This window comes from Microbispora sp. NPDC004025, assembly GCF_053604425.1.
The window spans coordinates 173,987-186,747 of sequence record NZ_JBSGHN010000006.1 but is presented as its reverse complement, the minus strand read 5'-3'; the positions used below and the strand labels follow the sequence as shown (position 1 = coordinate 186,747).

At 71.0% G+C, this 12,761-nt stretch carries 11 protein-coding genes and 3 tRNA genes; 4 read left to right on the top strand and 10 right to left on the bottom strand.

Annotated features, from left to right (window positions below):
• Positions 1 to 5 precede the first annotated feature (5 nt).
• From ACWEQG_RS18205 to leuC, 5 genes are all read right to left on the bottom strand, one after another.
• Positions 6 to 2,066, bottom strand: a complete 2,061-nt coding sequence (locus tag ACWEQG_RS18205) for a SpoIIE family protein phosphatase (RefSeq protein WP_452286015.1) — start codon at positions 2,064 to 2,066, stop codon at positions 6 to 8.
• Positions 2,067 to 2,270: 204 nt separating this feature from the next.
• The gene (locus tag ACWEQG_RS18200; protein ID WP_111698130.1) at positions 2,271 to 2,567 is read right to left on the bottom strand and encodes an HU family DNA-binding protein; all 297 of its coding nucleotides are present in this window, start codon (positions 2,565 to 2,567) and stop codon (positions 2,271 to 2,273) included.
• A gap of 53 nt (positions 2,568 to 2,620) precedes the next feature.
• On the bottom strand, positions 2,621 to 2,881 hold the full coding sequence (locus ACWEQG_RS18195) for an SCO5555 family protein (protein WP_079312744.1): 261 nt from the start codon (positions 2,879 to 2,881) through the stop codon (positions 2,621 to 2,623).
• Positions 2,860 to 3,447, bottom strand: a complete 588-nt coding sequence (gene leuD / locus ACWEQG_RS18190; RefSeq protein WP_363462794.1) for a 3-isopropylmalate dehydratase small subunit — start codon at positions 3,445 to 3,447, stop codon at positions 2,860 to 2,862. Before leuD ends, ACWEQG_RS18195 begins: the two co-directional genes overlap by 22 nt.
• Positions 3,448 to 3,478: 31 nt before the next feature.
• Complete coding sequence (gene leuC, locus ACWEQG_RS18185) at positions 3,479 to 4,864, bottom strand: 3-isopropylmalate dehydratase large subunit (protein WP_363462795.1); 1,386 nt, start codon at positions 4,862 to 4,864, stop codon at positions 3,479 to 3,481.
• A 139-nt stretch (positions 4,865 to 5,003) separates the two neighbouring features.
• On the opposite strand from leuC, the gene ACWEQG_RS18180 reads away from it, so the two are divergent.
• From ACWEQG_RS18180 to ACWEQG_RS18170, 3 genes are all read left to right on the top strand, one after another.
• The gene (locus tag ACWEQG_RS18180) at positions 5,004 to 5,720 is read left to right on the top strand and encodes an IclR family transcriptional regulator (RefSeq protein ID WP_030506070.1); all 717 of its coding nucleotides are present in this window, start codon (positions 5,004 to 5,006) and stop codon (positions 5,718 to 5,720) included.
• 249 nt (positions 5,721 to 5,969) lie between these two features.
• Complete coding sequence (locus ACWEQG_RS18175) at positions 5,970 to 7,673, top strand: hypothetical protein (protein ID WP_452286013.1); 1,704 nt, start codon at positions 5,970 to 5,972, stop codon at positions 7,671 to 7,673.
• A gap of 102 nt (positions 7,674 to 7,775) precedes the next feature.
• The gene (locus ACWEQG_RS18170) at positions 7,776 to 8,498 is read left to right on the top strand and encodes an MgtC/SapB family protein (protein ID WP_452286011.1); all 723 of its coding nucleotides are present in this window, start codon (positions 7,776 to 7,778) and stop codon (positions 8,496 to 8,498) included.
• Between the two features lie 42 nt (positions 8,499 to 8,540).
• Here the strand turns inward: ACWEQG_RS18170 and ACWEQG_RS18165 are convergent, their stop codons facing one another.
• The 5 genes from ACWEQG_RS18165 to ACWEQG_RS18145 form a co-directional block, all read right to left on the bottom strand.
• Entirely contained in the window at positions 8,541 to 9,185 is a 645-nt protein-coding gene (locus ACWEQG_RS18165; protein ID WP_452286009.1) for a TetR/AcrR family transcriptional regulator C-terminal domain-containing protein, read from the bottom strand.
• Entirely contained in the window at positions 9,182 to 10,066 is an 885-nt protein-coding gene (locus ACWEQG_RS18160) for an alpha/beta fold hydrolase (RefSeq protein ID WP_452286007.1), read from the bottom strand. The genes ACWEQG_RS18165 and ACWEQG_RS18160 overlap by 4 nt, the downstream gene beginning before the upstream one ends.
• A 194-nt stretch (positions 10,067 to 10,260) precedes the next feature.
• Positions 10,261 to 10,333 (bottom strand) — tRNA-Glu (locus ACWEQG_RS18155).
• 13 nt (positions 10,334 to 10,346) lie between these two features.
• Positions 10,347 to 10,419, bottom strand: a tRNA-Glu gene (locus tag ACWEQG_RS18150).
• A 49-nt stretch (positions 10,420 to 10,468) separates the two neighbouring features.
• Positions 10,469 to 10,540, bottom strand: a tRNA-Gln gene (locus tag ACWEQG_RS18145).
• 229 nt (positions 10,541 to 10,769) lie between these two features.
• Between ACWEQG_RS18145 and ACWEQG_RS18140 the strand changes: the two genes are divergently transcribed.
• Positions 10,770 to 12,752 carry a M3 family metallopeptidase gene (locus tag ACWEQG_RS18140; RefSeq protein ID WP_452286005.1) on the top strand — a complete coding sequence of 661 codons (1,983 nt, stop codon included), beginning with the start codon at positions 10,770 to 10,772 and terminating at the stop codon, positions 12,750 to 12,752.
• Positions 12,753 to 12,761: the final 9 nt, after the last annotated feature.

The window sequence follows — 12,761 nt, the reverse complement described above, 5'->3', positions numbered from 1 at the left end:
GAAGATCACAAGGAGACGCCGGCGGGCGAGGGCACGCGCAGCGCGATCATGGCGACGTCGTCCTCTCCCGTCACCGGCATGCCGGTGAGCAGTTCGTCGCAGAACCGGTCCAGGGGTTCGCGGGCGAGCGGCTCCGCGCACCGCCGCAGCCGTTCGAGCCCGTCGCCGAGATCCTCTCCCCGCCGCTCGACGAGGCCGTCGGTGTAGAGCAGCAGGGTGCTGTGCGGCGGCAACGTCTCCGCCGCGCTGGTCCACGGCCGTCCGTGACGCAGGCCGAGAAGGGGATTGCCCGCGTCCCGGAGGAAGCGGCCCTGTCCGTCGCCGGTCACCAGCAACGGCGGCGGGTGCCCGGCCGTCGAGTACACCACCCGCCACATGCCGTCTCCGGATCTTTCGAGGCGGGTCAGGACGCAGGTCGCCGTGTTCTCGCCGTCAAGGGTCTCCAGGGCGCCGTTCAGCCGCCGCAGGACGTCGGCCGGCGACTCGAGTTCGCGGTCGACGGCGAGCGCCCGCAGCAGGTTGCGCACCTGGCTCATCGACACGGCGGCGGCGAGGTCGTGCCCGGCCACGTCTCCGATGACCAGGTTGACGGCGCCGCAGGACAGCAGGAACGCGTCGTACCAGTCCCCGCCGATCTCGGCGGCGGTCGGGCTCGCCTGGTAGCGGGCGGCGAGCTCCAGCCCGGGGACGTGGGGCGGCTCGGCCAGCAGGCTGTGCTGCAGGGCCAGCGCCACCCGCTGGGTTCGGCGGAAGTGCAGGGCCTTGCTGATCGCGTCGTGCGTGTGGTCGAGCATCTGCCGCATCAGGCGGACGTCGTCCGGCGTGATCGACGGGCGATCCGCGCACACGGCGGTCGCGACCACCGCCGCCGCCTCGCCCTCGACGACGATCGGCAGGATGGCCATGCTGTGCGACCGGGCCTCGGCCAGCCACTCCGTGACCTTGCCGGCGCAGGGGAACGGGGGACGTCCGGGAGGGAAGGACGCGTGGACGGGGGCGCGCCGCCGTACCGCCCGGACGAAACCGCCGTCGACGGGGTGGTACTCCTTACGCCGCGGCGGCAGCGCGGGCAGGCCCGGGCGCACGGCGGCGGCCACGCGCTCGGCGACGATCGGCGCGTTCGGGAGACTGCTGCTCGACTCGGGGAGCAGGTAGACGTGGCACGCGTCGGCGAGCTCCGGCACGATCACGTCGGCGATCGCCCGGCACATCTCCTCCAGGTTGGTGATGTCGGTCGCCGCCGCCGCGACCCGGTCCAGCAGCCGGCGGCGCCGTTCCTCCTGCCACTCCTGCTCGACGTCGGCGGAGGCGCCCACCCACTCCACCACCCCGCCGTTCTCGTACACGGGCACGGCCCGGAAGCGGATGTGCCGGTAGACGCCGTCCGGGCTCGCGACGCGGAAGACCTGTTCCCAGATCGGGGTCGCCAGTTCGGTGGCCCGGCCCCAGGCCTCCAGGGCCCGCTCGCGGTCCTCGGGGTGCAGGGCACGCAGCCAGCCGTAACCGCGGCTCTCCTCCAGCGTCTGTCCCGACAGGCGCTGCCAGCCCTGGCTCACCTCCCTGACCTCGCCCTCCGGGCCGGTCACCCACACCATCTCCGCGCCCGCCCACATCATGCTCCGGTAGCGGCGCCGCAGGCGGCGTAACTCCTTGCCGACGGCGCGGACCCGCCGCCTGGCGACGACCTGCGCCGTGACCTCCTGGACCACCGCCAGCAGTCCGCTCTCGCCGCTCGGCAGGGGAATCCTGGAAAGGCTCACCCGGAAGAGGCGCTCGCGTGGCGCGGCACCGGGACGTGCCGCGGTCACGGAGACCTGGTCGGCGCACAGGGTCTGCCCGGTCGCCAGGACCTCGTCGAGCAGGCCGGGAAGATCCGGACCGAGGTCGTCGCCGAATGACTCCCGGACCGGCGTCCCGGCCGGCCGGTCCCCGAACATCGCCCGGAGGGCGTCGTTCGCGTAGAGCAGCCGATGCTCTTCCCCCCGCGTCACCAGGACTCCGACCGGCGCCCGGTCGAACACCTCCAGCGCCACCCGGCCGGACTCACGTTTCTGGTCGACTTGCACTGCGTTGTCCCCCGGTCGAACCGTATGCACGCGATCGGTGGGTCCCCCGCATCCGCCCCCTCGACTCGCTCACTCGAGAGTACACACGTTTGCACAGGTCAAAGGTAGGGTCCGGGCTCTCGTACGGCAGGCGGCACCGGGCCGGGAAACGACGAACGGCGCCCGGGGGCTCCGAGCGCCGTCCACTGGTACCGGTGGGGCCGGCTACTTCTTCTTGGCAGCCTTGCCACCAGCGTTGACCTGCTCCTTGAAATCCGCGCCGGGGCGGAACCTCGGCGCCCAGCTCTCCTCCACCTTGATCGGATCGCCGGTGGAAGGGTTGCGGGCCGTACGAGCCGGCTTGTGCACCATCTCGAAGGCGCCGAAGCCGGTGATCGAGACCTTGTCCCCGCTCGCGACAGCGCCCTGGATGGCGTCGAGAACGGCGTTGACGGCTTCGGTCGCCGTCTTCTTGTCACCGACGCGATCAGTGATCGCGTCGACGAGCTCTTTCTTGTTCATTTCGGTTTCCTCCCCCTTACGCGCTTGAAATTAGGGGACGAGGTCGCGGGACTTCAATCACCGGGGGGCATGTTTCGCCTGCTCGGCGTGTCGAATGTGCCGTCCAGATAGGCGATGAAGGCGTCCAGCCGGGCGGCCGCATGGGCTATGTCCCGCTTTGCCACGTCACAGATAGCAAGCAGCCGTCGCGCCAGGCGGGCCTGCTCCTCCTGTGGTAAGGCTAACGCTCTGACACGGCGATGCGCATCACGCAGTCGCCGCGCCAGCAGCTCATCTCCGGTCTGAGGGTCGTTCAGACGGTCGTCGGCAGCCATGGCTGCCGTCCATTCTCGTACTCCTCGATGGCGTCCGCGTGACGCAGGGTCAGCCCGATGTCGTCGAGGCCCTCGATCAGCCGCCAGCGGGTGTAGTCGTCGATCTCGAACGGGACGACCAGGTCGCCCGAGCGCACCTGGCGTTCCACCAGGTCCACGGTGATCTCGGTCGTCGGGTCCGCCTCGGCCGCGTCCTGCAGCTGCTTGACGACGTCCTCGGGCAGGATGACCGGCAGCAGGCCCATCTTCGTGGAGTTGTTGCGGAAGATGTCGCCGAAGCGCGAGGCGATCACGACGCGGAAGCCGTACTGCTGCAGGGCCCAGACGGCGTGCTCACGCGAGGAGCCGGTGCCGAAGTCCGGCCCGGACACCAGGATCGTGGCGCCCTCGTACGCGGGGTCGTTGAGCACGAACGACGGGTCCTCGCGCCAGGCGGCGAACAGGCCCTTCTCGAAGCCCGTACGGCTGACCTGCTTGAGCCAGACCGCCGGGATGATCTGGTCGGTGTCCACGTTGCTGCGGCGCAGCGGCACGGCCCGGCCTGTGTGAGTGGTGAACGCTTCCATGATGTCTCTTCCTGGACTGAGGCGGGCGGGGTCAGAGCTCGGCGGGGGCGGTCAGCCGGCCGGTCACCGCGGTCGCGGCCGCCACCTGCGGCGACACGAGATGGGTGCGCCCGCCCTTGCCCTGGCGGCCCTCGAAGTTGCGGTTGGAGGTCGAGGCGCTGCGCTCGCCCGGCTTCAGCGTGTCGGGGTTCATGCCCAGGCACATCGAGCAGCCGGCCTCGCGCCACTCGGCCCCGGCCGCCTTGAAGACCTCGTGCAGGCCCTCCTCCTCGGCCGCCTTCTTGACTCCCATGGAGCCCGGGACGATCAGCGTACGGGTGACGACCTTGCGGCCCCGCAGGATCTCGGCGGCGGCGCGCAGGTCCTCGATGCGGCCGTTGGTGCAGGAGCCGACGAAGACGGTGTCCACCTGGATGTCACGCAGCGGCGTGCCCGCGGTCAGGCCCATGTACTCCAGCGCCCGCTCGGCGGCGGACCGCTCGACCGGGTCGGCGAACTGCTCGGGCGACGGCACGGCGGAACCGAGCGGCGCGCCCTGGCCCGGGTTGGTGCCCCAGGTGACGAACGGCGTGAGGGCCGAGGCGTCGATCTCCACGACCTTGTCGAACTCGGCGTCGTCGTCGGTGCGCAGCGTCTTCCAGTACTCCACGGCGCGGTCCCAGGCCTCCCCGGTGGGCGCGTGGGGACGGCCGCGCAGGTACTCGAACGTGGTCTCGTCCGGGGCGATCATGCCCGCCCGGGCGCCGGCCTCGATCGACATGTTGCAGACGGTCATGCGGCCCTCCATGGAGAGCTTGCGCACGGCCTCGCCCCGGTACTCGACGATGTAGCCCTGGCCGCCGCCGGTGCCGATCTTCGCGATGATCGCCAGAATCAGGTCCTTGGCGGTCACGCCGACCGGCAGCTCGCCCTTGACCTCGATGGCCATCGTCTTGGGCCGGTAGGCGGGCAGTGTCTGGGTGGCCAGCACGTGCTCGACCTCGGAGGTCCCGATGCCGAACGCGATCGCGCCGAACGCCCCGTGGGTCGAGGTGTGCGAGTCGCCGCAGACGATCGTCATGCCCGGCTGGGTGAGCCCGAACTGCGGGCCGATGATGTGCACCACGCCCTGACCGGCGTCGCCCATCGGGTGCAGGCGGACGCCGAACTCCGCGGCGTTCTTGCGCAGCGTCTCGACCTGCGTGCGGGACACCGGGTCGGAGATCGGCCCGAGCACGGTCGGGACGTTGTGGTCCTCCGTCGCGATCGTGAGGTCGGGGCGGCGCACGGTGCGGCCGGCCATGCGCAGGCCGTCGAAGGCCTGCGGGCTGGTCACCTCGTGGATGAGGTGCAGGTCGATGTAGAGCAGGTCGGGCTCGCCGTCGGCACGGCGTACGACGTGCTGCTCCCAGACTTTCTCAGCCAGTGTGCGACCCATGGTTTGTGACGCCTCCTCGCGTTCAGACCCCCGGTCGTGTCTCTCATGATGAGACGGAGATATCGGGATATGGACACTGTATATGGTGAATCCCAACATTGCGTTTGCATCTCGTATGGCGAGACGGCAGTATCGGGGTATGGACAACTCTAGCGGGGTCGGAGTACTCGACAAGGCGGTTCTCGTACTCAACGCCCTGGAGGCGGGCCCCGCTTCCCTGGCACAGCTCGTCCAGGCGACCGGCCTGGCCAGGCCGACGGCGCACCGGCTGGCCGTCGCGCTGGAGCACCACCGCATCGTCTCCCGCGACACGCAGGGCCGGTTCATCCTCGGACCCCGCCTGTCGGAACTGTCCACGGCGGCGGGCGAGGACCGGCTGCTGGCCGTCGCCGGGCCGGTGCTCACCCATCTTCGCGACCTCACCGGGGAGAGCGCTCAACTTTACCGGCGCCAGGGCGACGAGCGGGTCTGCGTGGCCGCCGCCGAGCGCGCCAGCGGGCTGCGCGACACCGTGCCCGTCGGCTCCGCGCTGCCGATGACCGCGGGGTCCGCCGCGCAGATCCTGCTAGCCTGGGAGGAGCCGGACCGGCTGCACCGCGGCCTGCGCGGCGCCAAGTTCACCGCCGCCACGCTCGCGAGCGTACGCAGGAGGGGCTGGGCCCACAGCGTGGGCGAGCGCGAACAGGGCGTGGCGAGCGTCTCCGCGCCCATCCGCGGCGCCGGCGGCAAGGTGATCGCCGCGGTCTCCGTGTCGGGCCCCATAGAGCGGCTCACCCGTACGCCCGGCCGGATGCACGCCGCCCCCGTCGTCGCCGCCGCCGAGCGGATAACCGAAGCCATGCGGCGCGCGAACTGATCGGAGTGCGGTGTCCCGACAGCCCTGGCGCCCCTCCCGCCGGTCTCTGCCCCGTCGCGTCGCCCGGAGCGGCACCTCGCCGCGTTGTCGCCCCACCCACGAAGATTCCTCGCAGGCTCGGAATCTCCACGGGGCCCGGGAAGATCACTCGTAGGCTCGCTACGAGCTCCTCCTCCGGCTTGCGATGCACCACTCTGGACACCGCTCCTTCCGGGCAAATCCTGGCGGTCGCGGCACTAGGCTGGCGGGGTGACAGACCGCATCGAGGCAGCCGCCGCTGAACTGCGTCCCCTGCTCCAAGAATTCATCCTCTGGGCGCCGGACAACGCACCCGGCAGCGACCCCGATCTCGTGGGCCCCGTCGCCCTGTGGCACCGCCTGATCGCCCGCGCCGACGTCGGACTGTGGAAGCGCGGCGACCTGCGCACGGTCCTGCTGGAGCGCATGCCCCAGGTGGTCGAGGACCCCGACGCCGCGGCCGACGGCATGATCCCCGCGGTCCGGGCGTACCTGACGTTCCTGTCGTCCACCGGCCGGCTCTCGCCGGGCTCGGACTCCCTGGAGACCCTGCTCGCCGAGCTGGACGAGGTCGAGGACGACTTCGTGGACGCGATGGAGGACACCATCGCCGAGCGCGACTGGGACGAGGAGGAGGACGAGCTCGACGAGGGCGAGTCCGACGAGGGCCTCGGTGACTTCGAGCCGTTCGCCGACGAGATCGGCGCCCTGCCCACGATCCGGCTGCGGCCCGACACCGAGCTGGCCGAGGCCGCCCGCCGGGTGACGCTCATCGCGCAGGCCCGCGACCTGGCGCTGTGGGTCGGCACCGGCCGCAAGGTGGGCGAGGAGACCCTGCTCACCGACAGCGAGGTGGACGAGGCGGTGCGCGCCGTCGGCCTGCCCGACGCGCGCAACATCTGGAACCTGTGGAACCTCGCGATCGACCTGGAGTTCCTCGCCCCCGACGGCGACGACACGGTCAGCGTGGACTCCGACACCGAGGCCTGGCCCTTCGAGGACGACGACGACGTCCTGGACGCCTGGATGCTCGGCCTCCACTCACTCGACTACGGCGACCCGGAACTCGACGACGACGACCTCACACTGGCCCTGTCCGGCCTCACCCGCGCGCTGCTGATCCGCGTGCTGCTGGCCGGCGGCACGCGACGGGTGCCGGAGCTGCGCGAGGAGCTGGCCGAGGCCGCGGCGGAGTACGACGACCTGGGCGCCGACGCCTGGGCCGCGGCCGGCGACCCGCTCGCCCCCGTGCTCGCCTGGCTGACCGGATACGGCATGGCCACCGTCGAGGGAGACGCGGTGACCCTGACGCCGCTCGGCGCGGAGGGCCTCGTCCACCTGCTGGACGACGAGGACATCGAGATCGACGCCCGGCCCGCCATCGACGCCATGACCGCGCTCGACCTGCTGTCGTTCAGCGCCGACATGTCCGAGGAGGAGGCCGACGAGGAGTTCGCCGCCTGGCTCGCGCTGCGCGACCCGGCGCGGGCCGCCTCCGAGCTGCTCGAAGCCGCCGCCGAGGAGGAGTCCGACGCCCTCGTCAGGGTGCAGGCCGCCAGCCTGGTGGGCTCGCTGGGCGAGGCCGCCGTCCCGGCCTGGCAGGAGGCGCTGAAGGAGCCCTCACTGCGGCCGTACGCCGCGACGCACCTGACCCAGATGGACGTCGAGGACGCGCCGGAGCCGACCCAGGCGGACACGCACTGGCTCATCCTCGACATGTGGACGATCTCCGCGGGGCTCGGCCGGCCGGAGTTCGTGTCCAGCCTGCACGACATCGGCCCGGCCCAGACGCTCATCGGGCTGCTGGACGTGATCTGGAAGGTCGACCACCCCCACATCGAGGAACTGCTCGACCTCATCGGCGAGACCCACCCGGACAAGCAGGTGGTCAAGGCCGCCAAGCGGGCGCTGTTCAAGGCGCGGTCGGGACGCTAGCGGTCCCCCGCTGGGGCCGGGACGGCGTGTCCGTCCCGGCCTCGCCGCCGCCGCGGTCACGACAGGATGACCGGCCCGGGCGTACGGACTTAGTCTGGTCGCGTGACGCCGACCTCACTCATGGTGAGCCCTGTGGCGTGGTGGCAGCCGGCTGTGGACCTCGCCATCGCGCTCGTGCTGTCGGCGGCCATCGGACTGGAGCGGGAGATCCGGCAGAAGAGCGCCGGGTTACGCACGCACACGCTCGTGGGGTTCGGCGCCGCGCTGTTCATGCTCGTTTCCAAATACGGCTTCTCCGACGTCCTCGGCGACTCCGTGGCGTTCGATCCGTCCCGGGTGGCCGCCCAGATCGTCTCCGGCATCGGCTTCATCGGCGGCGGGCTGATCTTCGTACGCCGTGACGCGGTCAAGGGGCTGACCACGGCCGCCGCCGTGTGGCTCACCGCCGGAGTCGGCATGGCCGCGGGGGCGGGCCTGTGGCTGCTGGCCGTCGTGGCCACGGTGGGGAACTTCGTCGTGATGCTGGGGCTCACCCCGCTGGCGGCCCGGCTCCCCCGCTCGAAGCACGCGCAGTCGCGGCTGCGCCTGTCGTACCTGGACGGCCGGGGCGTGCTGCGCCAGGCCCTGGCCGAGTGCACGGGCCGCCGTTTCGTGGTCGACGAACTGTCGCTCGAGCAGCCCGGCCGGAGCCGGGACACCGGCACGGTCACGGTCACCCTGCTGCTCCACGGCCCCGGTTCGATCGGGGACCTCACGGGCAGGCTGGCCGAGATAGAGGGCGTGCTCACCATCTCCTGCGACGACGCCGACGCCCAGCACTTCTAGGCGGCGGGCGGCGGGCGGAGCGACCGCCGGCGGCTCGGCGGCTCAGCGTACAAGACGCTCGAAGCCGTCCAGCAGGGCCGTCAGGCCCGTTTCGAAGTGGTCGCCGCGCCCGGCCCCGTCCGCGCCCAGCGCGAGGAGGTTGTAGCCGGCAGAGCCCGGAGCGGGCTTCCTGCTGCGCCGCAGCCCGCCCAGCTGTGCGGCGGTGAGGGCGAGCACGTGCCCCACCGTGAACTCCTGGACGCACCGGACCGCCTGGACCGCCAGCACCGGTGTGAAGCCCGCGTCGCACAGGACGGCGACGGCACGGTCGCCGCAGGAGATGGCCGCCGCCGACCGTACGGGCCGGGTCGCGAAGATCGTCACGGCGTGCGGGTGCCGCAGCAGGGCGTGTCGCATCCGGCGGGCCGTCTCCGTCGTCAGCTCGCGCCACGACGCCTCCCACGGCAGGGAGTCCACGTCGAGCTCGTCGAACAGCGCCTCCGCGACGCCGTCGAACAGCGCCTCCTGGTCGGAGAAGTAGCGGTAGACGGCCATGGCGTCGACGCCGAGCTCGGCGCCGAGCTTGCGCATCGAGAACTTGTCCAGTCCCGCCCGGTCGATGAGGGCGAGCGCGACGGCGACGATGTAGGCGTGGCTCAGGGTCGGCCGCACCGGCCTGCCCTCCACCGTGCCGCCCGTGTCGGTCATGGGGAAAACCCGTCCAGGATCTCGGTCAGCGTGCGGACGAACTCGTCGGGCGTCTCCTGGTAGGAGACGTGCCCGCCCGGGAACTCCTCGCATCGTACGCCGACCAGCTCGCCGAGGACGTGCGCGGGCCGATGGTAGGGGCGTCCCACGCTGTCCCGTCCGGTGGCCGCGCACCAGGGCACCCGAGCCCGGCGCAACGCGGCCAGGTCGGGTTCGTACTCGTCCACGAACGCGGGCAGCTCCACCCGCAGCAGCCGCCGGGTGTTGCCGAGGAGACGCTCCATGCCGCCGGGCTCTCCGCCCCGCACCCGCCGTACGACCGGCAGGACGGCCATGGCCACCCGAAGGGCCCCGGCGGCGACGAGCCGCCCCGCAGGGGACAGGAGGAACGCGGGCGCCCGGGGCATGGTCATGGTCGCGAAGGCCACCCAGCCACGCATCAGGCCCTTGCGGGCGACGCGCTGGAGCCGGCGCATGCTCTCGCTCTCCGGGCCGCCCGGGATGATCTGTACGAGCGGCGGCTCGTGGACGACCGCCCCGAGCAGCCGGTCCGCGTGCCTCGCCACCATCTCCACAGTGATGATCGCTCCGCCGCTGCTGCCGAAGACGTACGCGCGCTCGACGCCGTAATGGCCGAGCACGGCGACGGCGTCGTCCGCCTGCTCGGCCACCGAGGTGGGCGCGGCCGGATCTGCGAGCCGGCTGCGCGAGTTGCCCCGCCGGTCGTAGGTGATGACGGTGAAACGGCGGGACAGCGGCGCGACGACCGCCTCGTACATGCCGGCGTCGCCTCCCCCTCCCGGGACGAGCAGAAGAGCCGGTCCCTCCCCCGCGCTTTCGGTGTACAGCCTGGCACCCGGCACGGATACGAACTCCCGCATCTCGTCTTCTCCTGTCTACATCGTAGATATTGTCTACAGCGTAGATAGACGGGAAGCGCCCGTCCAGGGAGTCGGATGCGAGCGAGAGGGACTGTCAGCGAATTCGCGCCCGCGCAGCGGGCCATGAACAGGGCGCGGCGTCCCGTAACGACGAGAACCCCCGGCACGGGGAGTGCCGAGGGTTCTCGATGATGTAGCCCCGACCGGATTCGAACCGGCGCTACCGCCTTGAGAGGGCGGCGTCCTAGGCCACTAGACGACGGAGCCGTGTGCAGTGAAGTAGTCCCGAGCGGATTCGAACCGCCGTTACCGCCTTGAGAGGGCGGCGTCCTAGGCCACTAGACGACGGGACCTTGCACTGTGCACTTGCTGTTTCCAGCGGAATCCCTTGGGGGGATCCAGCTGGGGTACCAGGACTCGAACCTAGACTAACGGAGCCAGAATCCGTCGGGCTGCCAATTACCCCATACCCCATCTGCTTGCGGGGGCCTCGCGGCTCCCGCTTGCGACTCCGAAAGAATAGCCCAGCTTGCGACCCACTACCAAAACGATTGCGGCGTGCCGCCTGATCTCGTGATCCGATCCCCCGGTCCGAGGGGTCCGGGCCTCCTGTCCGAGGGCTCCGGTCCTCCTGTGCAGAAGGGCATGGCGCTCCTGTGCGAGGCTGGGACAAACGCCAGCACCATGTGAGGAGTCGCCAGAGATGACCTCGGCCGCGAACCCCTTCCTCAGTCCGAGCACCCTGCCCTACGAGCTGCCTCCCTTCCAGGAGATCGGAGAGGAGCACTACGCGCCGGCGTTCGAGCAGGGCATGGCCGAGCACCTCGCGGAGGTCGAGGCGATCGCGGAGAACCCGGATCCTCCGACGTTCGAGAACACGATCGAGGCGCTGGAGAAGTCGGGTGCTCTCCTCGACCGGGTCTCGGCGGTGTTCTTCAACCAGGCGTCCTCCGACACCACACCCGGCGTGCAGGAGATCCAGAAGGACGTCACGCCGAAGCTCGCCAAACACGCCGACGCGATCCACCTCAACGCGAAGCTGTACGCCCGCATCCAGGCGGTCGAGGCGGCCGACGAGGAGCAGCGGTGGCTGCTGAAGCGCTACCTCACCGACTTCACCCGCGCGGGAGCCACGCTGGGTCCGCAGGACCAGGCCCGGCTGCGGGAGATCAACGAACGGCTGTCGGCCCTGGGAACGGCGTTCCAGCAGAACCTGCTCGCCGACACCAACGAGCGGGCCGTGGTGGTCGAGGACGTGGCCGAGCTCGACGGGCTGTCGCAGGACGCCATCCAGGCGCTCGCCGACCAGGCCGGGGAACGCGGGCTGGACGGCAGGTACCTGATCTCGCTGGTCCTGCCCACCGGCCAGCCCGCCCTGGCCGAGCTGACCGACCGGTCCCTGCGTGAGCGGATCCACCTCGCCTCGGTCGGGCGGGGCGCGGCCAACGCGGAGCTGATCAAGGAGCTGGCGGTGCTGCGCCGGGAGCGCGCGCGGCTGCTCGGCTACGAGAACCACGCGGAGTACGTCCTGGCCGACCAGACCGCGGGCACCACCCGGGCGGTCACCGAGATGCTCGACCGGCTCGTGCCGCCGGCCGTGGCGAACGCGCGCAAGGAGCAGGCGGACCTGGAGGAGATCGCCGGGCACCCGATCCAGCCGTGGGACTGGGCGTTCTACTCCGAGAAGGTGCGCAAGGCCCGCTACGACATCGACAGCCGGCGCATGCGGCCGTACTTCGAGCTGAACACGGTGCTGGAGAAGGGCGTCTTCAACGCGGCGAGCCGCCTGTACGGCGTCACCTTCCACGAGCGCCCCGACCTGTACGGCTACCACCCCGAGGTGCGGGTCTTCGAGGTGCGCGACGAGGACGGCTCCCCGCTGGGCCTGTTCCTGGGCGACTTCCACGCCAGGGCCTCCAAGCGGGGCGGGGCGTGGATGAACAGCCTCGTGAAGCAGTCGGGCCTTGAGGGCACCAGGCCGGTCGTGGTCAACAACCTCAACATCGTCAAGGGCGAGCCGACCCTCATGACGTTCGACGAGGTCAACACGATGTTCCACGAGTTCGGGCACGCGCTGCACGGGTTGTTCTCCGACGTGCGCTACCCCCGGTTCTCCGGGACGGCCGTGCCGCGCGACTTCGTCGAGTACCCCTCGCAGGTGAACGAGATGTGGGCGACCCACCCGGAGATCCTGGCCGAATACGCCAGGCATCACGAGACGGGCGAGCCGATGCCGCAGGACCTCGTCGACCGGATGCTGGAGACGCAGAAGTTCAACCAGGGTTTCGCCACGCTGGAGTACCTCGCCGCCACCCTGCTCGACTGGGCCTGGCACACGACGTACGACGGCGAGGAGGACGTGGAGGAGTTCGAGAGGCGGGCGCTGCGGGATGCGGGGGTGGACCTGCCCGCCGTCCCGCCGCGCTATCGCAGCACGTATTTCGCCCATATCTGGGCGGGCGGCTACAGCGCCGGCTACTACTCCTACATCTGGAGCGAGGTCCTCGACGCCGACACCGTCGAGTGGTTCAACGAGAACGGCGGGCTGCGCCGGGAGAACGGCGACACCTTCCGCCGGGCCCTGCTGTCGCGGGGCGGCAGCGTGGACTCGATGACGGCGTTCCGCGACTTCCGGGGCCGGGACCCGGAGATCACTCCGCTGCTGGACCGCCGCGGCCTCCTGTAGAGACGCGGA